Origin of the sequence: Nocardia sp. CY41 (genome assembly GCF_009829325.1) — a bacterium.
Taxonomy (GTDB): domain Bacteria; phylum Actinomycetota; class Actinomycetes; order Mycobacteriales; family Mycobacteriaceae; genus Nocardia.
In genome coordinates this window covers 250,510-271,278 of sequence record NZ_VUOS01000013.1, presented here as the reverse complement: position 1 = coordinate 271,278, position 20,769 = coordinate 250,510, and the positions used below count along the sequence as shown (strand labels likewise).

At 69.1% G+C, this 20,769-nt stretch carries 19 protein-coding genes; 10 read left to right on the top strand and 9 right to left on the bottom strand.

Going from position 1 to position 20,769, the window contains the following annotated elements; all coding sequences use genetic code 11:
• The first annotated feature begins 180 nt into the window (after positions 1–180).
• From GVY64_RS16470 to GVY64_RS16445, 6 genes are all read left to right on the top strand, one after another.
• Positions 181–981 carry an LmeA family phospholipid-binding protein gene (locus GVY64_RS16470; RefSeq protein WP_159842247.1) on the top strand — a complete coding sequence of 267 codons (801 nt, stop codon included), beginning with the start codon at positions 181–183 and terminating at the stop codon, positions 979–981.
• The gene (locus GVY64_RS16465) at positions 978–1,421 is read left to right on the top strand and encodes a thioredoxin family protein (protein WP_159842245.1); all 444 of its coding nucleotides are present in this window, start codon (positions 978–980) and stop codon (positions 1,419–1,421) included. Before GVY64_RS16470 ends, GVY64_RS16465 begins: the two co-directional genes overlap by 4 nt.
• Before the next feature lie 287 nt (positions 1,422–1,708).
• Positions 1,709–2,203 (top strand): DUF4395 domain-containing protein, encoded by a 495-nt coding sequence (locus GVY64_RS16460; protein WP_159842243.1) that lies wholly within the window; start codon positions 1,709–1,711, stop codon positions 2,201–2,203.
• Positions 2,204–2,232: 29 nt separating this feature from the next.
• A complete protein-coding gene (locus GVY64_RS16455; protein ID WP_159842241.1) occupies positions 2,233–3,066 on the top strand; it encodes a sulfurtransferase in 834 nt (277 codons plus the stop codon).
• 5 nt (positions 3,067–3,071) lie between these two features.
• Positions 3,072–3,377 carry a DUF1416 domain-containing protein gene (locus GVY64_RS16450; RefSeq protein WP_159842239.1) on the top strand — a complete coding sequence of 102 codons (306 nt, stop codon included), beginning with the start codon at positions 3,072–3,074 and terminating at the stop codon, positions 3,375–3,377.
• 189 nt (positions 3,378–3,566) lie between these two features.
• Positions 3,567–4,274: an FABP family protein gene (locus GVY64_RS16445; protein ID WP_159842237.1), complete on the top strand. Its 708-nt coding sequence runs from the start codon at positions 3,567–3,569 to the stop codon at positions 4,272–4,274.
• Positions 4,275–4,806: 532 nt separating this feature from the next.
• Here the strand turns inward: GVY64_RS16445 and cydC are convergent.
• The 5 genes from cydC to GVY64_RS16420 all read right to left on the bottom strand — a co-directional run bounded on the left by cydC (position 4,807) and on the right by GVY64_RS16420 (position 12,244).
• On the bottom strand, positions 4,807–6,483 hold the full coding sequence (gene cydC, locus GVY64_RS16440; RefSeq protein ID WP_159842314.1) for a thiol reductant ABC exporter subunit CydC: 1,677 nt from the start codon (positions 6,481–6,483) through the stop codon (positions 4,807–4,809).
• Positions 6,484–6,572: 89 nt separating this feature from the next.
• Positions 6,573–8,588, bottom strand: a complete 2,016-nt coding sequence (locus GVY64_RS16435; protein ID WP_159842235.1) for an ABC transporter ATP-binding protein/permease — start codon at positions 8,586–8,588, stop codon at positions 6,573–6,575.
• Between the two features lie 4 nt (positions 8,589–8,592).
• Entirely contained in the window at positions 8,593–9,624 is a 1,032-nt protein-coding gene (gene cydB / locus GVY64_RS16430) for a cytochrome d ubiquinol oxidase subunit II (protein WP_159842233.1), read from the bottom strand.
• Positions 9,625–9,633: 9 nt separating this feature from the next.
• A complete protein-coding gene (locus tag GVY64_RS16425) occupies positions 9,634–11,127 on the bottom strand; it encodes a cytochrome ubiquinol oxidase subunit I (protein ID WP_159842230.1) in 1,494 nt (497 codons plus the stop codon).
• Positions 11,128–11,323: 196 nt separating this feature from the next.
• On the bottom strand, positions 11,324–12,244 hold the full coding sequence (locus GVY64_RS16420; protein WP_159842228.1) for an aminodeoxychorismate lyase: 921 nt from the start codon (positions 12,242–12,244) through the stop codon (positions 11,324–11,326).
• 182 nt (positions 12,245–12,426) lie between these two features.
• Here GVY64_RS16420 and ygfZ point away from each other — a divergent pair, with 182 nt between their 5' ends.
• From ygfZ to GVY64_RS16400, 4 genes are all read left to right on the top strand, one after another.
• On the top strand, positions 12,427–13,542 hold the full coding sequence (gene ygfZ / locus GVY64_RS16415) for a CAF17-like 4Fe-4S cluster assembly/insertion protein YgfZ (RefSeq protein WP_236566870.1): 1,116 nt from the start codon (positions 12,427–12,429) through the stop codon (positions 13,540–13,542).
• A gap of 101 nt (positions 13,543–13,643) precedes the next feature.
• The gene (locus GVY64_RS16410; RefSeq protein WP_159842224.1) at positions 13,644–14,360 is read left to right on the top strand and encodes an MOSC domain-containing protein; all 717 of its coding nucleotides are present in this window, start codon (positions 13,644–13,646) and stop codon (positions 14,358–14,360) included.
• Entirely contained in the window at positions 14,357–15,304 is a 948-nt protein-coding gene (locus GVY64_RS16405; RefSeq protein ID WP_159842222.1) for an asparaginase, read from the top strand. Before GVY64_RS16410 ends, GVY64_RS16405 begins: the two co-directional genes overlap by 4 nt.
• 175 nt (positions 15,305–15,479) lie before the next feature.
• Positions 15,480–15,689, top strand: a complete 210-nt coding sequence (locus GVY64_RS16400) for a DUF3073 domain-containing protein (protein ID WP_063053670.1) — start codon at positions 15,480–15,482, stop codon at positions 15,687–15,689.
• A gap of 145 nt (positions 15,690–15,834) precedes the next feature.
• Here GVY64_RS16400 and purM read toward each other — a convergent pair whose 3' ends face one another.
• From purM to GVY64_RS16380, 4 genes are all read right to left on the bottom strand, one after another.
• Positions 15,835–16,911 (bottom strand): phosphoribosylformylglycinamidine cyclo-ligase, encoded by a 1,077-nt coding sequence (gene purM / locus GVY64_RS16395; protein WP_159842220.1) that lies wholly within the window; start codon positions 16,909–16,911, stop codon positions 15,835–15,837.
• A gap of 130 nt (positions 16,912–17,041) precedes the next feature.
• The gene (locus GVY64_RS16390) at positions 17,042–18,730 is read right to left on the bottom strand and encodes an ABC transporter ATP-binding protein (protein WP_159842218.1); all 1,689 of its coding nucleotides are present in this window, start codon (positions 18,728–18,730) and stop codon (positions 17,042–17,044) included.
• On the bottom strand, positions 18,723–19,649 hold the full coding sequence (locus GVY64_RS16385; RefSeq protein WP_236566876.1) for an ABC transporter permease: 927 nt from the start codon (positions 19,647–19,649) through the stop codon (positions 18,723–18,725). Before GVY64_RS16385 ends, GVY64_RS16390 begins: the two co-directional genes overlap by 8 nt.
• An 83-nt stretch (positions 19,650–19,732) precedes the next feature.
• Positions 19,733–20,743 (bottom strand): ABC transporter permease, encoded by a 1,011-nt coding sequence (locus tag GVY64_RS16380; RefSeq protein WP_201298036.1) that lies wholly within the window; start codon positions 20,741–20,743, stop codon positions 19,733–19,735.
• Between the last annotated feature and the right edge of the window lie 26 nt (positions 20,744–20,769).

The window sequence follows — 20,769 nt, the reverse complement described above, 5'->3', positions numbered from 1 at the left end:
CCGGGGTCCGTCGTCACACCGGTGGACACTCCGGTGCCCGGCTCCGGCCAACCGATATGGTGCGTACATGGGTTACGTATCGGGCATGCCCGCCACCGGCGGCGCGCCCGGCACGGCAGCCGAACGCGCGCCGCGCGGCTTCCGGCCGCCGCGGCCCGAGACCCGGAGAGACGGGGGAGCATGCGCAAGCTGATCATCGGCCTGCTGTGTCTGGCGGGGTTCGCCGTGGTCGTCGACTTCAGTACTGCGGCTTATTCGGAGTACCGCGTGTCCAGGGCGCTGCGTGACGGCGCCGACCTCACCGCGGATCCCGAGGTCACCATCAACGGTTTCCCCTTTCTCGGCCAGGCTTGGGACGGTCGCTACGACCACGTGGAGATCCGGGCGCGCGCGAAGCGTCTGGACATCCCCGGCGAGATCGCGCTGGAGGCGACGCTGACCGGGGTGCGGCTGCCGGTCGGTGAACTGGTCGACGGCAGTCTGCGCGGGGTCCCCGTGGAGCGGGTCGACAGCCGGTTGCGCGTGGAGCCGACCGAACTCGGCAGGCTGTTCGCCATCCCCGACCTGCAGGTGCATTCGCGTCCTGCCGACAAGTCCGACGGAACCGGCGGCTCCGGCGGTTCAGGAATGACCACGACCGGCGCGCTGGTGCTCACCGGCACCCTGCCGGAGACGCCGGGCGCGCAGTACGGCGGCGAAAAGGTCAGCGTGCAGGCCGATCTTTCACTCGACGGCGACCAGGTGAAAATCGTCGCGACCGGCTTCTATCGCGGCCCGCCCGGCACCGAGACCATGCCTGTGGCGGTGATCACCGAGGCCGATCGGCCCGCGGTCCTCGCCAGGTTCACCCGTACCATCGACACCAAGGAGTTGCCGTTCGGTGTCCGGCCCACCAAGGTCTCCGCCCAGGGCGGTCAGATCGTCGTGGAGGGCAAGGGCCTGAACGTCACGATCGACCTAGACCGATTGCAGCGACCATGATCCAACTCACCATCCTCGCAGTGGTCCTGCTCGCCGCGCTGGCGGTGGGCGTCCTGCTGCGTCGGCGCGACGGCAAGATCCGCGCGGCCGACGGCATCGACTTGTCCGACTCCGCTCGCGCGCAACTGCTGGCGTCCGTCGGCGTGACCGGCGCCGGGCCCGCGGTCCTGCATTTCTCCGCCGACTGGTGCGGACCGTGCGACGCCGTTCGCCGGGTGGTTGCCAACGTCACCGATCAGCTCGCGGGATCGCCGCAGCCGCCGCAGGACATCGAGGTGGACATCGACGCCGAGCCCGCGCTCGCGCGGGAACTGAACGTCCTTTCGCTGCCCACCACGTTCGTCTTCGACGTCGAGGGCAAGGAGCGGTTCCGCATCTCCGGCGTGCCCAAGGCCACCGATCTGCACTCCGCGCTCGAGCCGCTGACCGCAGCGGCGTGAGCTGCGATGACAACTCCCCTGGACGGGTGTGATCCACCCCGGGTCCAATTTCCCCGCCGAATTGGGTAAACTGCTGACGTGCTTTCCAACCACGAGCTGATGCTCACCCGACGCCGCACAGTGGATCTGTGTCGGCTCGGTGGTTGTTGCTGCCTGTGCCGCTGATCGGTCGGCTCTTCCGGATTTCCTGACGCCGACCCCTGCCCGCCGCGCGAGTGATCTCACGATCCCCCGGCGAGTTGGCAAATCTCCAGTCATCGGACTTATTCAGCGCAGGAGTACGCACAATGTCCACCCAGATCCGTAACACTTCCGAAGCCACCCCCGTTTCCGCCGACCAGGTCGATGTGCGCGGACCGCGGTTCGCCGCTTGGCTCACCACCGGCGTCCTCGTCGTCGTCGTGCTCGCCGCCGCGGTCTCACCGGCGGCAGCGGCGGTGTTGATCGCCCTGCAGGCGATCGTCTTCGCGGTCGGCGCCGCCCTCGGTCCGCGCCGCCATCCGTACGGCCGGATCTACGCCGCCTTCGTCGCGCCGCGCCTCGCGCCGACGAGTGAGACCGAGCCGACGGCTCCGCTGCGGTTCGCGCAGCTGCTCGGTTTCGTCTTCGCGGCCGTCAGCTTGCTGGGCTTCGCGCTCGGCTCCACAGTCGTCGGCGCGGTGTTCGCCGGCTTCGCCCTGTTCGCGGCGTTCCTGAACGCCGCGTTCGGGATCTGCCTGGGTTGCCGGATCTATCCGCTGGTAGCCCGCCTCCGCCGGAGCCCGTCACCGGCATCGAACTGACCCTGCACGTCATCTCTGAAAGGAAAACAATGGCTCGCTCCGATGTCCTGGTCTCCGTTGACTGGGCCGAAGAGAACCTCAACGCCCCCGGCGTGGTCTTCGTCGAGGTCGACGAGGACACCTCCGCCTACGACGGCGGGCACATCGAGGGTGCCGTCCGGCTCGACTGGAAGAAGGACCTGCAGGATCAGGTTCGTCGTGACTTCGTGAACCAGGAGCAGTTCTCCGACCTGCTCTCGGCGCGCGGCATCTCGAACGACGACGAAGTCATCCTGTACGGCGGCAACAACAACTGGTTCGCCGCGTACGCCTACTGGTACTTCAAGCTGTACGGCCACAACAACGTCAAGCTGCTCGACGGTGGCCGCAAGAAGTGGGAGCTCGACGGCCGCCCGCTGTCCACGGAGCCGGTGAACCGGCCCGCCACCCAGTACAAGGCGTCGGCCCCCGACCTGAGCATCCGCGCCTTCCGTGACGAGGTCATCGCGGCCATCGGCACCAAGAACCTGGTCGACGTGCGTTCGCCCGACGAGTTCACCGGCAAGATCCTGGCGCCCGCCCACCTGCCGCAGGAGCAGAGCCAGCGTCCGGGCCATATCCCCGGCGCCATCAACGTGCCGTGGAGCAAGGCCGCGAACGAGGACGGCACCTTCAAGTCCGACGCCGAGCTGACCGAGATCTACAAGGAAGCCGGGCTGGACGGCGAGAAGGAGACCATCGCGTACTGCCGGATCGGCGAGCGTTCCTCGCACACCTGGTTCGTGCTGCAGGAACTGCTGGGCCACCAGAACGTCAAGAACTACGACGGGAGCTGGACCGAGTACGGCTCTCTCGTCGGCGCTCCGATCGAGTTGGGAGAGTAATCGACATGTGTGCAGCACCTACCCAGGGTCAGGCCATCCCGGCCGGCGTCGACGTGGAGAAGGAGACGGTCATCACCGGCCGCGTCCTCAGCGCCGACGGCCAGCCGGTGGGCGGGGCGTTCGTGCGCCTGCTCGACGGCAACGGTGATTTCACCGCCGAGGTCGTCGCGTCGGGCACCGGTGACTTCCGGTTCTTCGCGGCTCCCGGCTCGTGGACCGTCCGCGCGCTGTCCTCCGCGGGCAACGGCTCCGCCGAGGTCCGCCCCGAAGGCGCGGGCATCCACGCGGTCGACGTCGCGGTCGCCAAGTAAGACCTCGCACTCGTCGAACGGCCCCGGTCGCTTTCCGCTTCGCGGAAGCACCGGGGCCGTTTGCGTGCCGCCACGAGGGGGTCGTTAGACTCGGAACGTGGTCCTCTTCTTCGAGATTCTGCTGGTGGCCGTGGCCGTTCTGATCGGCTGGTTCGGCCTCTACGTCTTCTACCGGCTGTTCACCGAATCATGAGCGAACTCGCGAGCGAAGGTTCCAACCCGGCCGAGCGAGCGAGTGAACAACTGAACGGCAACGCTCCGGCCGATGCCGCCGGTCGCCACAGCGGTGACCAGGCCGTGGCAGACGCTGCCGAACGGGCGAAATCGACCGGTGCCAGGAACATCCCGGTCCTACCGGATCTCCCGCTGCCCGAGGACACCGCCAACCTGCGCCTCGGCCCGGATCTGAGTGCCTCCATGCTCGCGCTGCTCCCGCTGGTCGGCGTGTGGCGCGGCGAGGGCGAGGGCAATGATCCCGAGCGCGGGGACTACCGGTTCGGCCAGCAGATCGTCGTCTCGCACGACGGCGGTGACTATCTCGCCTGGGAATCCCGGTCCTGGGTCATCGAGGCCGACGGCAACTACGGCGGTCCCGACCTGCGCGAGAGCGGCTTCTGGCGGGTCGGCATCGACGGCAACGACGAGGTCATCGAACTGCTGCTGTCGCACAGCAGTGGCATCGTCGAACTGTTCTACGGGCAAGCGCTGACCCAGTCGTCCTGGGAATTGGCCACCGACGTGGTGATCCGCAGCCAGTCGGGCGTCGTCGTGGGCGGCGCCAAGCGCCTCTACGGCATCGTCGAGGGCGGCGACTTGGCGTACGTCGAGGAACGCGTGGTAGCCGACGGCCCCCTCGAACCCCGCCTCTCGGCCCGCCTCCAGCGCTACATCGGCTGAACTCCCCTCCCGGCTGTCGAGACCGTACAAGTCGAGGTGAAGCGGGAGCTGCGTCCGGGCCGTCTGTGCTGTGCTGCTCAGCCCTGAACGTTCGCGCTGATTTCCCCAAGTGCCAACGAGCTCAGATGATTGCACTGACCAACGCAACTCTGGGATGCCAACTGACCTCGCACCGATAGTCGAAGCGACAACTGATCTCGCAAGTACATGGGTAACCCTCGGCCACCCCGAAACGCACCTACGCCCTCACGCAGGACCTGCGACCAACCTGCGCCGCACCCAACCAGTACGGCCTGAAGACCCGGAGAGGCGGAACAGCCCCCGAGCCATACCGGTGCGAGTTTCCTCGCACGGGTCCGGTCGGACCGACCGGGGCTCGGGGGCCGGGTGACTGCCTGGAATTCGCTCAGCGCTCGCGCGGGCGAAATCCACCTGCAGCGGTGGCGCTAGCGGACAGCCACCTCACGTGTCCTATGAATATCCATTCTTCGAACCACCTCCTTCCTCGTGTACGAACGAATCTAGCGATGCGTCAGCAGCTCGGCAACGGAATTTCTCGGTCGGCGGAATCCGCGCCGCGGGAAGGTGCCGCAGGCGCGGCGGAATCCGTGCTGATCTGGCCTGATGCTGTGATTCGGAGCACCGCGTCTGCCTGGTGGTCGACCGGGAGCTGATGGGTGACGACGACCACGGTGCGGTCGGGTTCGACGAGTCCGCTGTCGATGTCCAGCAGGTCGCGCAACAGCTTCGCCCCCGCCTCGGCTTCCAGGTGTTCTGTCGGTTCGTCCAGCAGCAGCACCCGCGCCGGGGACACCAGCGCCCGCGCGAGCAGGATCCGGCGGCGCTGGCCCCCTGAAACAGCTGCCGCTCCCCCGACCAGGTCGGTGTGCACGCCCTCGGGAAGTCCGTCCAGCCAGTCTCCGAGACCGACTGCGCGCAACGCCTGCTCGGCTGTTTCGGCGGTCAGGTCACCACGCGCGACTCGCAGGTTCTCCAGCACGGAGGTGCCGAACAGGTGCGCGTCCTCGGCGAAGAAGGTGACGCCGGGGCGAGGTGTGCCAAACAACCCCGCCCACTTCATCAGCAGGGTCGTCTTGCCCGCGCCGCTGGGGCCGACCACCGCGATCCGTCGTGCTCGGGGCAGTTCCGGCCCCGCCGCGTCGGTCGGCCTGGCCGAGTCCGCGGCGCTTCTCCGCGGTGCCCAGGAGTTCTCCGCCGTGCTGCCGGATGCGAAGTCGTCCAGGCGATGTAGAGCCGCACGGGCGGTTGTCAATGTTTGTGCCGCCGCGGGCAGCGGGGCGACCGCTTCGAAAGCCGAGAGCGGCAAGAGGACGAGCACGACGAGCGCCATGGGTGTCATCGCGCCGGCCGTGCCACCGTCCGGGCCGTAGAGGGTGATGCCGATCAGGAGGGCGCCGAACACGGCGGCGCCGATCGAGAGCGGCGTGGCGGCGGCCGACCAGGCGCTGCGCGCGGCCGCGTGGTCCTCGGCGGCGACCGCCCGGCGCGCCGCCGCTCCGGCGGCGGCCAGCGCGGCGTCCAGACGACCGGCGACGCGTAGTTCGGCGGCGTGGTCGAGGACGGTCATGGCCTGCGCGGTGAATTCCGCGCGGTCGGCGCGGACGGCTCGTTCCGCCTCGGACGCCGCCTTGGCCGACAACCATGGCGCGACGACGCCCGACAGTGCGAGCGCCCCCGCCAGGATCGCGGCCGCCGCGAGCGAGATCGTGGCCAGGAGTGCGACGGCCGCGACCGAGAGGACGAGGGCGACCGCGATCGGCACCGACACGCGGACCACCACGGCGCCCAAATCATCGATGTCGCTGCCGATGCGGACCAGGAGATCACCGCGGCGCGGCGGCTTCGTGCCCGGTTGATCGTTCGCGCCCCGCGGGGCGTCGGGCCGGCGCAGCCAGATATCCGAGCGCGCCAGTGTGCGGTAGACCGTGGTTCGCGCGGTGGTCATGGCGCGCAGCGCGACGTCGTGCGTGGCAAGACGCTCCAGGTATCGGCACAGGCCACGGGAGATACCGAGCGCGCGCACCGCGACGACGACGATGCTCAGGTCGAGCACCGGCGGCATCTGCCAGGCTCTTGCGATCAGCCAGGCCGCCAGCGCCGCGAGCCCCAGCCCACTGCCCAACGCCAGCACGCCCCACCCGATCGCCACCGCGACTCGCGCGCGGGACAATTCGAGCAGCGCCCACATCCGGCGTAGATCCCCCAGCACCGTGGCGCGGGTTGTTCTTCGCGTATCCGAATTCGGCGCCGCCCTGTCGGCCCGGAAAGTCACGAGGCTCATCGCAAAACCTCCGCGGCCTCGGCGCGTACCTGGACGACCTGGTCCGCGGCGGCCAGGACGGTCGGGCGGTGCCCGATGACGACGACCGTCGCGCCCGCACGGGCTCGCACCCGGAGGGCAGCCAGCACGGTGGCTTCGGCGGCGGCGTCGAGGTGCGCGGTCGGCTCGTCGAGCAGCAGGACAGGACGATCGGCGGCCAGCACCCTGGTCAGCGCGAGGCGTTGGCGCTGGCCGAGGGACAGGCCGATGCCGCCGGGGCCGACCGCGGTGTCCCAGCGGTCGGGGAGGTCATCGAGCACGGCATCGAAACCGGTGGCCACGCAGGCGGCTTCGAGGTCGTCGAGCACGCGCGCCGGGCCGCTGTGGTCGACCGTTCGCGCACCGAGCAGTTCGAGGTTGTCCCGAAGCGTGCCGGGCACCAGCACCGGCCGCTGCGGCAGCCAGGCGACCCGCGCCCACCATCGGTCCGGGTCCAGGTCGCGGACGTCTACGCCGTCGACGGTCACGGCGCCGCGGTCGGGCGGGAGCAAGCCCAGGATCGCCTGTATGACGGTCGATTTCCCGCTTCCGTTGGGACCGGCGAGCACCGTGAGCGATCCGGGCCGCATGTTCGCCGACAAACCCGCGGGAGCGAATCCGTCCCGTGCCTGGATCGAGAGAGCGAGGAGTTCGATCACACCGGCCTCTGCGGAGTTGCCCCGACGAACCGTCCCCATGGCTTCCTCCGGCACGGTGCGGCGATCGCTCGGATCGACGCTCGGCGGTGCCTCCGCCGCCACCGCGCCCTCGACGCCAACGCTGGGCCTCCACTCGAACGCCTCGCCGTCGGGGGCCGCCACCGCCCCCTCCACGTCGCTGTCCAGCCGCCTTTCGAACAAGTCGACGCCCCTAATCGTCGCCGCGCCCTCCACGCGGTCGCCGGACCGCCGCTCGAACAACTCGTCATGCGGTTCCATCGCCGTGCCGGTCTCGCCGCCGACGCGCTCGGTCGGCGTGGACTCCAGAATCGCGAAGGCCTTGTCGGCCGCCGCCATGCCGTCCTGGGCGGCGTGGAATCGTTCGCCCACCATGCGTAGCGGCAGGTAGACCTCGGGGGCGAGTATCAGCGCCACCAAACCCGCGTAGAGACTCATTTCGCCGAACACCAGTCGCAGGCCGATGGAGACCGCGATCAGGGCCACGCTCAGGGTCGCGAGCAGCTCCAGCACCATCGAGGACAGGAACGCCATGCGCAGCGCGCGCATGGTGCGCTGCCGCAAGGCGTCACCGAGATCGCGAACGCGGTGCTGCATGGTGCGTGGGTGTCCGGCCCCGCCCTGTTCTTGCTCCGCAGCCGGTTCCACCACGTCACCGGTCTCGCGGCCGAGCGCCCGCAACGTCGGCATGCCCGCGAACAGGTCGAGCAACTGGTCGGACAACCGCGTCGTGGCGGCGAGCGTGGCTTCGGCCCGCCCCTGGGTCAGCAGTCCGATGAGGATCATGAAGATCGGGATGAGCGGCAAGGTGATCAGCGCGATCACCCCCGACGTCGGATCGTGTGCCGCGATGACCGCGAGCACGACCGGCGGCACCAGCACCGCCAGCAGCAGAGCGGGCAGGTAGCCGACGAGATAGCCACGCAGCCCGGACAATCCCGAGCCGACGACCACGGCCAACTCCGTCCGGCGTGTGTCGAGTTCGCGCGGCGACAGCCGTGCGCCCGCCGCGAGCACCGCGCCCTCCAGCTCCGCCACCACGCTCGCGCCCGCCCGGTGTGCCAGCCGGGACTGCGACCAGGTGGCGAGCACCCGCACCGCGACGACCAGCGCGAGAACGATCAGTTCGACCGTCCACGCGCCGAGCGTGCGCGCGTCCGGATCGGTGACCGCCCCCGCCAGCACCCGTCCGATCAGCACCGCGGCCGCCACGATCGCTCCGGTGACGACCAGTGACAGCGCCACGCTCAGCGCGAGGTAGGTGCGCGCGGAGCGGGCGTACCGCCACAGGCGCGGATCGATCGGCGGGCGGGCCATGGCGTCAATCCTGCACAGGCCGCAAGGGCAGGCCGACCGGGGGCGGGATCTGCTCGACGGTGATCCGCTTGCGGAACACCCAGTACGTCCAGCCCTGGTACACCAGCACGACCGGCGTGACGAGCAGCGCCGCCCAGCTCATCACCTTCAGCGTGTACGGCGTCGAGGACGCGTTGTGGATCGTCAGGTCGAATGCCGCGTCGATCGTCGAGGGAAGCACATTCGGGAACAGCGAGCCGAACAGCAGCGCGGTCGCCGCCGCGACGGTCACCGTGGTGCCGGTGAACGCCCACCCGTCGCGTTGCGCGAGATCGGCGGCCACCGCGAGGATCAGGCCGAGTACGGCCAGTCCCAACGGGATCCACGTCCAGCCCGCACCGTAGGACAGCTGGGTCCACAACCCGAATCCGCCGACCACGATCACCGTCGGGGCCGACAGCAGCCGGGCGGCGCGCCGTGCGTCGTCGCGGACCTCGCCCGCGGTCTTGAGCACCAGGAACATCGCTCCGTGCAGCGCGAACAGCAGGCCGGTCGCCAGCGCGCCGAGCAGCGCGTAGGGCCCGAACAGATCCGCCACCGAGCCCGCGAACTGCTTCTTCTCGTTCAGCGGGACGCCGTGCACCACATTGGCGAATACCCAGCCCCAGGCCAGCGCCGGAACCCAGGAACCGATGCCGATGCCGATGTCGCAGCGTGCCCGCCAGCGCGGGTCGTCGATCTTGCCGCGGTATTCGATGGCGCAGATCCGCAGGATCAGCGCGACGAGCACCAGCAGCAACGCCAGGTAGAAGCCGGAGAACAGGCTGGCGTACCACTCCGGGAACGCGGCGAACATCGCCGCGCCCGCGGTGATCAGCCACACTTCGTTGGCGTCCCACACCGGCCCGATCGTGTTGAGCACCGCACGCCTGCGGCGGTCGGACCCCTTGCCGAGGATCGGCATGAGCATGCCGACGCCGAAGTCGAAGCCCTCCAGCACGAAGTAGCCGGTGAACAGCACGCCGATCAAGACGAACCAGAACTCTTGCAAATTCATCGCCGGCTCCTAGTAGGCGAACGACAGTTGTTCGACGGCAGGTTCTTCGGCGCGGGAGCCGCCCGAAGACGCGTCCTCGTCCTTCGGCTCCGTCGCGGCGGGCGCGGCCGGGTCGGGTCCATGGATCACGTACCGGCGCATCAGGTAGAACCACACGATCGCGAGCGCGCCGTACAGCAGCGTGAAGGTGATCAGCGAGAAGAGCACGACGCCGGGCGAGTGGTTCGACACGCCCTGCTGCACGGTGAGGCGCAGGTTCGGATCGCCGGTGGGATTGGGCGCGACCACCCAGGGTTGGCGGCCCATCTCGGTGAACACCCACCCGGCGCTGTTGGCCAGGAAGGGCGTCGGGATGGCCAGCAGGCTCAGCCAGGAGAACCAGCGCTGGTCGGCTACCCGTCCGCGACGGGTGAGCCACAGCCCGGCGAGCGCGAGCAGCGCCGAACCCGCCGACAAGCCGATCATGGCGCGGAACGACCAGTAGGTGACGAACAGGTTGGGCCGGTAGTCGCCGACGCCGAACTTCTCGTTGTAGGCCTTCTGCAGGTCGACGACGCCGTCCAGCGTCACGCCGGTGAACTCGCCCTTCGCCAGCCAGGGCAGCACGTACGGCACCTCGAGTACGTGCGTCACGCTGTCGCAATTGTTGTGCGTACCGACGGTGAGCACGGAGAAGTCCGGGTCGGGTGCGGTGTGGCACAAGGATTCCGCCGAGGCCATCTTCATCGGCTGCTGCTCGAACATCAGCTTGCCCTGCACGTCACCGGTGTAGACCAGCGCGGCCATGGACACGATCAGCACCGCGATGCCCGCCCGTGCCGCGGGCCGCCACATCGCCCGCGCTTCGGCCATTTTCGCCGGGTCGCCGCTGCGCGCGTTGCGCACCATCCACCAGCCCGCGATGCCGGCGACGAACGTGCCCGCTGTGAGGAAGGAACCGGCCACGACGTGCGGGAAGGCTGCCAGCAAGGTGTTGTTGGTGAGCACCTCCACGATGCTCGCCAGTTCCGCGCGACCGGTTTCCGGGTTGTAGCGGGCGCCGACCGGATGCTGCATGAACGAGTTGGCCGCCACGATGAAGTACGCCGAGGCGTTCACGCCGATCGCGACCATCCAGATCGCGCCGAGGTGCAGCAGTTTCGGCAATCGGGTCCAGCCGAAGATCCACAGGCCGAGGAAGGTCGACTCCATGAAGAAGGCGATCAGCCCTTCCAGCGCCAGCGGTGCGCCGAAGACGTCGCCGACGAAGCGGGAGTACTCGCTCCAGTTCATGCCGAACTGGAACTCCTGCACGATGCCGGTCGCGACGCCGAGCGCGAAGTTGATCAGGAACAGCTTGCCGAAGAATTTGGTCAGCCGCAGCCAGTGCTGCTTGCCGGTGACGACCCAGGCCGTCTGCATGGCGGCCACCAGCGGCGCGAGACCGATGGTCAGGGGCACCAGGAGGAAGTGATAGACGGTCGTGATGCCGAACTGCCATCGGGAGATGTCCAAGGCGTTCAAGCCGGCCTCCTGCGTGTCTACGACGTGTCGTAGTAATCCTACGTCGGAGGCGGTTACGGACAATGAGTCCTAGACCACGCACCAGGGCCCATTTCCGTCCGTTTCGGACCGTTTCCCGTGCTCATCGCCGCCCCGTGCCCGCCGGGGTAGGACGGAGATCACGGAGCGACGCTGATCACCACGACGGCACCGGCCGTCACCAGTCGCCGATGGCTCCCGCCCGCTCGATGCCGCGATCGACCAGTCCGATGATCTCTTCGGCGTTGTCCGGCGCGGACATCCGCAGCCCGTCGAGCGAATTGACCCGCGCGGCAAGGGAAATGCTCGAGAGCATCCAGATGCTGTCGCAGGTGAGCAGGTCGGCGGTGAACAGCGAGTCGTAGCGGCATTGCCAGCCCGCCTTCTCGGCTTCGGCGAACAGCGCGCGCTGGGTGACGCCGGGCAGCACGCCGTTCTTGGCCGGCGGGGTGATCAACTGCTTGTCGCGGGCGATTACCACGGAGGAGCGCGGCCCCTCCAGCACCCGGTTCTCGGTACTGGTGAAGATCACGTCGTCCGCGCCCATCCGTGCGGCGAATCGCAGGGCGGCCATGTTGGTGGCGTAGGACAGCGTCTTGGCTCCGAGCAATTGCCACGGCGCGGCCTGCGCGAGGTCGATCGAGATGCCGCGCGACAGGGTCACCACGGCGACGCCTTCGGTACGGGCCTTCTCCACGCGGTCGGGCACCGGCGCCACGAGCACGAAGGCGGTCGGCACCGGCACTGCGGCGGCGAGGTCGCCGGTCTTCACCTTGTCGGGAGTGCCTGCCAGCTCGGAGTCGCGGCCGCGGGTCAACACCAGCCGCATCACGCCTTCGCGTTCGCTGCCCCACTCCTTGGCGGCGGTCTCCACCGCCTCACGCCATTTGCCCAGTTCCGGCTCCGGCAGATCGAGCGCCTGTGCGGAGCGGCGCAGTCTGCCTAGATGAAATTCGACCGCGCACGCGACTCCCGCGCGCACCAGCACCGTTTCGAACACACCATCGCCACGCAATACGCCGATATCATCCGCGAACAACAACGGCGCGTCCGCATCTCGGACCGCGCCATCGAGAGTTACCAGAACTCGATCCACCATGCGACGAGCGTAGGCGGTGTGAGCGGACAATGCCTATGTCACGGCCGCTTTTGCCAGACCTTTTGTGGAGCCGCACCACAGCGCCCGCCGTAATGCTCGGACAATGCCGATCGGCTATGCCGGACTCCGGCGCCGCAGCCCGGTTCGCGCACCGCCGGACGACCCCGCCTAAAGTGGGAGGGGTGTCCGTGGTCGTTGCGCCCAGCCCCCTGCTCAGTGTGTCGGGAGCCGTCGCGGGAGCGGCGGGTTCGCCCGACGCCGCCGTCGCCTGGCACTACGGCGATCCGTTCGGTGAACAGCGCGCCGCGGTGCAGCGCGCCGCGATCGTCGACCGTTCGCACCGATTCGTCCTGCGCATCACCGGCGCCGAGCGGCTGACCTGGTTGCACACGATCTCCAGTCAGCATGTCGCCGCCCTGGGCGACGGGCAGTCCGCCGAGAATCTCGATCTCGATCTGAACGGCCGGGTCCAGCACCATTTCGTGCTCACCGAACTGGACGGCACCGTCTGGATCGATACGGAGGCCGAGGGCGGACCCGACCTGCTCGCGTTCCTGCAGAGGATGGTGTTCTGGGCCGACGCCAAGCCGGTCGAAGCCGCCGACCACGCGGTGCTGAGCCTGCTCGGACCGGAAGTGGCCGGACTGACCGAGGCCCTCGGCATCGCCGCCCTCCCCGGTGTCTACGAGGCGACGCCGCTGCCCGGCGGCGGTTTCCTGCGCCGGATGCCGTGGCCGACGGCCGACGCCTTCGACCTGGTCATCCCGCGCGACCGGCTGACCGGTCTGTGGACCGAACTCGCCGCGGCCGGCGCCACCCCGGCGGGGATGTGGGCGTTCGAGGCGCTGCGCGTCGCGGCAGTTCGCCCGCGGATCGGGCTGGACACCGACGAGCGGACCATCCCGCACGAGGCCCACTGGATCGGCGGCGTCGCCGAACACGGAGCGGTCCACCTGGACAAGGGCTGCTACCGCGGCCAGGAGACCGTAGCCCGAGTGCACAATCTGGGTAAGCCGCCGCGGCACCTGCTGCTGCTGCACCTGGACGGCTCGGCGGACGAGCGCCCGGCCACCGGTGACGACGTCACCGCGGGCGGCCGCGCGGTCGGCAGACTCGGCACGGTCATCGATCACTACGAGTTCGGCCCGATCGCCCTCGCCTTGGTCAAGCGCACGGTACCGGTGGACACCGCGCTGGCCGCGGGCCCGGTCGCCGCGTCCATCGACCCCGATTCGGTCCCCGCCGACGACGAGCCGCAGGCGGGCCGTCTCGCGGTCGACCGGCTGCGCGGGCGCTGATCCGTTGGCGAAACACCGACCGGCCTGGGACTTTCCCCAGCCGACCTCCCCACCCCTGCTCAGCGCCGAGTTCCCCATCCGCGACAAGAGGAGCGCCGCCCATGCGCGTCGGTGATACCGGAGAAGTGCTCGCGGCGTGCGTCGTGCACGCCGAGATCGAGGTGCCGGGACGGGTCGGTCGCAGCGCGATCGATAAGCGACCGGTGGCGGGACGCGTCGCGGTGCGCGCGCTCGGCTTGGCGGGTGATCACGTCTGCAACACCAAGGACCACGGTGGTGTGGACCAGGCCGTCTACGCCTACGCCGACGAGGACGCCCGCCGCTGGGGCACAGAACTGGGCCGGGACCTGCCCGCGGGGTGGTTCGGCGAAAACCTGCGTGTCCGTGGCCTGCCGGTCAGCGACGCGGTGATCGGCGCACGCTGGTCGGTCGGCGACACTTTGCTCGAGGTCAGCGCGCCGCGCGTGCCGTGTGCCTCGTTCCAGCATTGGAGCGGCGAGCAACAGTGGGTCAAGCGGTTCACCCTGCGCAGCGACACGGGCGCCTACCTGCGGGTACTCAGGGAGGGCACGATCGCGGCGGGCGACCGGATCTCGGTGGTGCACGTCCCCGAACACGGCGTCACCGTCCGCGATCTGTTCACCGGCGCCGATCCGGACCTGCTGGCGATCCTGCTCGCCGACGAGCCGACCATCTCCGACGACGTGCGCATGCAGGTGGAACGGCACGCGCGCAGGCATGGCCGCGCCGCGCGCGCCGCCACGCACCGGCACGCGACCGCGAGCACCGATGACATCGCCACGGGGGTGCAGCCATGAGTGTCGAACTGGTCGAAGTCGTCCGCTCCGGCTTCCGCGAATGCGTGCACCGCGGCTCGGTGGTGGTGCTCGACGCCGCGGGTGAGCCCACTCTCGAACTCGGTGAAGTGCACCTGCCGATCTTCCCGCGCTCGACGAACAAGCCGATGCAGGCGATCACTCTGTTGCGCAACGGCTTCGAGCCGCTCGACGACGCCGAACTGGCCATCGCGACCGCCTCGCATTACGGCGAACCGGACCACATCGCGCTGGTGCGCAGGTTGCTGGACCGCTTCGGTCTGCCCGATACCGCGCTGGCGTGCCCGGCCGATCTGCCGTACGACGAGCGCGCCCGCGTCGCAGCGCTGTCGGGCGGTCCCCATCCGATCTACATGAACTGCTCGGGCAAGCACGCGGCAATGCTCGCGACCTGCGCGGTCAACGGCTGGCCCACCGCGGGCTATCAGGATCGGGCGCATCCGCTGCAGCGCGCGGTGATCGCGACGGTCGCCGACCTGACCGGCGAGCCGGAAACCGATCTGGGCATCGACGGCTGCGGGCTGCCGATCATCCCGGTCTCGCTCGTCAATCTCGCCCGGGTGTTCGCGGCCATGGCGACGGCCGAACCCGGCACCCCGGAACGCCGGGTCGCCGACGCGGTGCGCGCACATCCGCGAGTGATTTCCGGCACGAACGCACCCGACCTGCTGGCCATGCAGGCCACTCCCGGACTGGTCTGCAAGATCGGCGCGGACGGTGTGCACGCCGGCGCGTTGCCGGACGGATCGGCGTTCGCGTACAAGATCGAAGACGGCCACGATCGCGCTCGAATGCCGCTGACGCTGGCGATTCTGCATCGGATGGGGATCGAGTGGACCGTTGCGCACGCGGAACTGGCGGCCCCAGCGGTACTCGGCGGAGGCGCTCGCGTCGGTGTGATTCGCGCCATACCAGGAGTCGTCTAGCTATCACACGCCTGGGCGACAAGCGGGCAAACGGCACCAGTTCGCGAGTTCTTCACCCACTCCTGGAAGCGAGACCGCCGGACACACGCTAAAGTGTCTGTCAGGAAGAGTATTAATTCGAACGGGGCCGCCACCAAACCCCAGGCCGCCCCGCTGTGACGCGAGGGGGTCAGCCATGGGCCGTGGCCGGGCTAAGGCAAAGCAGACCAAGGTCGCACGCGAGCTGAAGTACAGCTCGACGCCGACCGACTTCGCGAGCCTTCAGCGCGAGCTTTCGGGAAGCCCCAACTCCCAGCGGAGTGGTGGTGTGCTGTCCGATGAGCACGACGCGGACGACTCTTTGTCCCGCTGGGACGAGGACGACTACGACGACTGGCGCCGCTGACTCCGATCTACGTCTGAAGGGGGAGGCCGACGGGCCTCCCCCTTCGAGCGTTGTCGCGGATTGACGTCACAGGCGCCGAAAAGGCTTGCAACACGTCAGAGTCCCGCATCGAACGAGGATGCGGGACTCTGACGTGTCTTCGCGGTCAGAACCGCGGATGCTCCCCGACCAGGACGGCGCGCAGGGCGTCGGCGTCCTTGGCCTTCTTGACCGTGCCCAGGGTCCAGCACTCGATGTGCCGCGCGGTCAGCACCGCCAGCGCCCGATCCACGTCCTCCGGAGCGACCACGGCGACCATGCCGACGCCCATGTTGAACGTCTTCTCCATCTCGGCCCGCTCCACCCGGCCGCGCTGGGCGATCATCTTGAACACCGGCGCCGGATTCCAGGTGCCGCGATCCAGTTCGGCCACCAGGCCCGCGGGCAGCACCCGGGCCAGGTTCGCGGCCAGGCCGCCGCCGGTGACATGGGCGAAGGTGCGCACGTCGGTCTCGGCGATCAGCGCGAGGCAGTCCTTGGCGTAGATCCGGGTCGGCTCCAGCAGTTCCTCACCCAAGGTGCGGCCGAATTCCTCGACATGGCCGGTCAGCGACATGCGGTCGATGTCGAGCAGCACTTTGCGGGCCAGGCTGTAGCCGTTGGAGTGCAGGCCCGAGGACCCCATGGCGATCACCACGTCACCGGGTCGAACCCGGTCCGGGCCGAGCACCGCGTCGGCCTCGACCACGCCGATGCCGGTGGCGGACAGGTCGTAGTCGTCCGGGTCCATCAACCCGGGGTGCTCGGCGGTCTCGCCGCCGAGCAGCGCGCAACCGGCGCGCACACAACCCTCCGCGATACCGGAGACGAGTTCGGCGACCTTCTCCGGGACGACCTTGCCGATCGCGATGTAGTCCTGCAGGAACAACGGCTCCGCCCCGCAGACCACGAGGTCGTCCACCACCATGGCGACGAGATCGAGGCCGACGGTGTCGTGCTTGTCCATCGCCTGCGCCACCGCGATCTTGGTGCCGACGCCGTCGGTGGACGCCGCCAGCAGCGGTTCCCGGTAGCCGCCCTTCAGCGCGAACAGCCCGGCGAAGCCGCCGAGTCCGCCTTGGACCTCGGGCCGGGTCGCCTTCTTCGCCAATGGCCCGAACAACTCGACTGCGCGATCACCTGCCTCGATGTCCACGCCTGCCGCGGCGTACGAGGCACCACCACTGGGGGTCTGTTCAGTCATTTTCGGGGAGAGCTCCAAACCGAATCGGCGGATAGATGCCTGCTCACGCTACCGGAGGCGGATAACGACCCCGCACCGGTGTTGGCTCGCCCTCTTGACAATAGGGCACGGCGAACCGTAAAGCGGACGATCAGTCGGTCTCCGTCCCGTCGAACCGCTCGGCCTGCTCCCGCCGTCGGCGTTGCCGCACCGGGTCGGGCACCGGCACCGCGGCGACCAGACGCCGGGTGTACTCCTGCTGCGGGGCTCGCAGGATCTGATCGCGATCACCCTGCTCGACCACCGCTCCGTCGCGCAGCACCAGGATCCGGTCGGCGAGCTGGTCGACCACTGCCAGGTCGTGGCTGATGAACAGACACGCCCAGCCGCATTCGCGCTGCAGCTGACCGAACAGCTCCAGCACCGCCGCCTGCACCGAGACGTCCAGCGCGCTGGTCGGCTCGTCGGCGACCAGCAGGTCCGGGTCGAGCACCAGGGCGCGGGCCAGGCTGGCGCGCTGCCGCTGCCCGCCGGACAATTCGTGCGGGTAGCGGTGTTCGGCGCCCGCGGGCAACCGCACGTCGTCGAGCAGTCCGCGCACTCTGGCGCGGATCTGCGCGGAACTTCCGGCCTTGTGCACGATCAGCGGCTCGGCCACGCACTCCCCCACGGTGAGCCGGGGGTTCAGTGAACTGGCCGGGTCCTGGAAGACGAATCCGAAGCGCCGCCGGATCGGCCGCAGTTTGCGCTGCGACAGCCGCGTGATGTCCTGCCCGCGCACCCGCACTGTCCCGGACGTCGGCCGTTGCAGTGCCGCGACACAGCGGCCGATGGTCGACTTCCCCGACCCGGATTCACCGACCAGGCCGAGCGTCTCGCCGGGGTAGATGCGCAGGCTCACCCCGTCCACGGCGCGGAAACGCGGCCGGCCGAAGGGGCCGGGGAACTCGACCACCAGATCGCTGACCTCGAGCACCGGATCACCGTGGCCGGCCGTGCTGTGCGGCGGGCCGTGCTCGATCTGCTCGGTGCCCAGGTGCGGCACCGCGGCCAGCAGGGCGCGGGTGTACGCCGCGGTGGGACGGGCGAACAACTCGTCCACCGGCGCCTGCTCGACCACCGCGCCGTCGCGCATCACCACCACGCGGTCGGCGATGTCGGCGACGACGCCCATGTTGTGGGTGATCAGCACGATCGCGCTGCCGATCCGGTCGCGCAGGTCCCGCAGCAAGGCGAGGATCTCGGCCTGCACCGTGACGTCCAACGCCGTGGTGGGTTCGTCGGCGATGATGACCTTCGGTTCGCACGCGATCGCGATGGCGATCACGACGCGTTGCTTCTGCCCGCCGGAGAGCTGGTGCGGGTAGTAGTCGACCCGCTGCTCCGGGTCGGGCAACCCGACCAGGCGCAGCAGTTCCACCGCGCGCGCCTTCGCCGCTTTTCTGCTCAGTTGCTCATGGGCGCGCAGCGCCTCGCCGATCTGGAAGCCGACGGTGAACAGCGGGTCCAGCGCCAGACCGGGTTCCTGGAACACCATCGAGATCGCGCCGCCGCGCAGCGCGGTGAGCTGCTTCTCGCTCATCGAAGTGACCTGCTCGGCGCCCAGGGTGACCAAGCCTTGCACGGTGGCCGTCTCGGGCAGCAACCCCATCGCCGTACGCGAGCTCACCGACTTGCCCGAACCGGATTCCCCGACAATGGCCAGCACTTCACCCGGATAGACCTCGTAGGAGACGCCGGTGACCGCGTGGACGGGCCCCGTGTCGGTGGCGAAGGTGACCGACAGCGATTCGATGGACAGAGCGGGACGGCCCCGATCCTCCGTGACCGGCTCAGACATCGGCCGCTTCCTTTCCGCCGTCCGGCGCGGGAACGGGCGCGCTCGCCACCGCCGCGGCGCGACGAGTGCGCAGGATCGGGTTGAGCACCTCGTTCAGGCTCTCGCCGACCAAGGTCATGCCGAGCACGACGAGCACGATGGCGACACCGGGGAAGAGGCCGGTCCACCAGATGCCGTTGGACACGTCCGACAGCGCTTTGTTCAGATCGAAGCCCCACTCCGCCGCCTGTGTCGGCTCGATGCCGAAACCGAGGAACCCCAGCCCGGCCAGGGTGAGAATGGCCTCCGACCCGTTGAGCGTGACGATCACCGGCAGCGACTGGGTGGCGTTGGCGAGGATGTGCCGGAACAGGATTCGCGCGGTCGACGCCCCGGTCACCCGGGCCGCGTCGACGTACGGCTCCTGTTTCACGGCCACGGTGGCGTTGCGCACCACCCGGAAGTACTGCGGCACGAAGACCGCCGTGATGGCCACCGCCGCGGACAGCACACCACCCAGGCTGGTCGAGCGGCCGCCCGCGACGACGATGGACACCACGATCGCCAGCAGCAGCGTGGGGAAGGCGTACATCGCGTCCATGAACAGCACCAGCAACCGGTCCGGCCACCGGCCGACATAACCGGACAGCAGCCCGAGCGGCACCCCGATCGACAACGAGAGCATCAGCGAGATCGCGATCACCCACAGTGCCGTGCGCGCACCGTAGACCACCCGGGAGAACACGTCTTCGCCGCGCACCGAGGTGCCGAACCAGTGCTCGGCCGATGGGGCCTGCTGACGGGCGAAATCGACGCCCTCCGCGGCGCTCTGCGCGAATCCGTACGGCGCGATCAGCGGAGCGAAGACAGCGGCGACCACGAACAGACCGACCAACACGAGTCCGAGGATCAGCGTCGCGCGCTGCAACCCCGCGGTCATCGAGAACAACCGCAGGCCCGGCACGCCCTGGCGCGCCACGGGCGGCAGGACGGGAGGCTCGTTCAGCAGTTCCGGAGCGGTCATCAGAACCTCACTCTCGGATCGATCAGCGCCACCACGACATCCACCAGGAAACTCATCACCGCCACGATGAGTGCGATGAACGCGACGATGCCCTGCACGGCGATGAAGTCGCGCGCGGACAGGTACTGCGCGAACTGATAGCCCAGGCCCTTCCACTCGAAGGTGGTCTCGGTGAGCACCGACGCGCCGAGCATCATGGCGATCTGCATGCCCATCACCGTGACGATCGGGATCATCGCGTTGCGGAAGGCGTGCCGGCCGGTCACCACCCGGCGGGACAGGCCGCGCGCTCGTGCCGCGTCCACATAGTCGGCGCGAAGGGTCTGGATCAGATTGATCCGGACCAGGCGAAGGAAGATGCCCGCGGTGAGCAGACCCAGCGCTATGGCGGGCAGCACCGCGTGCTTCAGCACGTCGATCAGGTATCCGGTGTCGCCGTAGAGGATCGCGTCGATCACCATGATGTTGGTTTTCGGCGAGACGTGCTGCAGCCGGAGCTCCACGTTCGTGCTCGCCCGGCCCGCCACCGGCAACCAGCCCAGGCGCACCGCGAACACCAGCTTCAACAGCAGGCCGACGAAGAACACCGGCGCGGCGTAGAACAAGATGGCCAGCAACCGCAGCGTGGTGTCGGCGGCCGAATCCCGGCGGGTCGCGGCGTATCTGCCCAGCGGGACGCCGATCGCGAACGCGACGACCAGCGCCCAGCACACCAGCTCCAGCGAGGCCGCGCCATAGGTGACCACCACCTCGCTGATCTCCCGATTGTCCTGAGAGCGACCGAGATCACCGTGCAGCAGCCCGGACAGATAGTCCCGGTACTGGGTCAGGATCGGCCGGTTCAGCCCGGCCGCCTCCTTGCGTGCCTCGATCTGCTGCTGGGTCATGCGCCCGCCCATGGCCGCGCTGATCGGGTCGCCGACCACCCGCATCAAGAAGAACACGACCGTGACCAGGATCCACGCGGTCACCGGGATCAGCAATAGGCGGACGCTCAGGTAGAGCAGCAACGCGCGATGGCGCGAGTCGTCGCGGC

Bases quoted from the DNA above. Each gene is read 5' to 3' on its own strand.
- GVY64_RS16470 (WP_159842247.1), top strand. From the start codon at position 181: ATGCGCAAGCTGATCATCGGCCTGCTGTGTCTGGCGGGGTTCGCCGTG.
- GVY64_RS16460 (WP_159842243.1), top strand. From the start codon at position 1,709: ATGTCCACCCAGATCCGTAACACTTCCGAAGCCACCCCCGTTTCCGCC.
- GVY64_RS16400 (WP_063053670.1), top strand. From the start codon at position 15,480: ATGGGCCGTGGCCGGGCTAAGGCAAAGCAGACCAAGGTCGCACGCGAG.
- GVY64_RS16390 (WP_159842218.1), bottom strand. From the start codon at position 18,730: ATGTCTGAGCCGGTCACGGAGGATCGGGGCCGTCCCGCTCTGTCCATC.
- GVY64_RS16465 (WP_159842245.1), top strand. From the start codon at position 978: ATGATCCAACTCACCATCCTCGCAGTGGTCCTGCTCGCCGCGCTGGCG.
- purM (WP_159842220.1), bottom strand. From the start codon at position 16,911: ATGACTGAACAGACCCCCAGTGGTGGTGCCTCGTACGCCGCGGCAGGC.
- cydC (WP_159842314.1), bottom strand. From the start codon at position 6,483: ATGTGGGCGCTGCTCGAATTGTCCCGCGCGCGAGTCGCGGTGGCGATC.
- GVY64_RS16455 (WP_159842241.1), top strand. From the start codon at position 2,233: ATGGCTCGCTCCGATGTCCTGGTCTCCGTTGACTGGGCCGAAGAGAAC.
- GVY64_RS16385 (WP_236566876.1), bottom strand. From the start codon at position 19,649: ATGACCGCGGGGTTGCAGCGCGCGACGCTGATCCTCGGACTCGTGTTG.
- GVY64_RS16410 (WP_159842224.1), top strand. From the start codon at position 13,644: ATGCGCGTCGGTGATACCGGAGAAGTGCTCGCGGCGTGCGTCGTGCAC.
- cydB (WP_159842233.1), bottom strand. From the start codon at position 9,624: ATGAATTTGCAAGAGTTCTGGTTCGTCTTGATCGGCGTGCTGTTCACC.
- GVY64_RS16420 (WP_159842228.1), bottom strand. From the start codon at position 12,244: ATGGTGGATCGAGTTCTGGTAACTCTCGATGGCGCGGTCCGAGATGCG.
- GVY64_RS16445 (WP_159842237.1), top strand. From the start codon at position 3,567: ATGAGCGAACTCGCGAGCGAAGGTTCCAACCCGGCCGAGCGAGCGAGT.
- GVY64_RS16435 (WP_159842235.1), bottom strand. From the start codon at position 8,588: ATGGCCCGCCCGCCGATCGATCCGCGCCTGTGGCGGTACGCCCGCTCC.
- GVY64_RS16450 (WP_159842239.1), top strand. From the start codon at position 3,072: ATGTGTGCAGCACCTACCCAGGGTCAGGCCATCCCGGCCGGCGTCGAC.
- GVY64_RS16405 (WP_159842222.1), top strand. From the start codon at position 14,357: ATGAGTGTCGAACTGGTCGAAGTCGTCCGCTCCGGCTTCCGCGAATGC.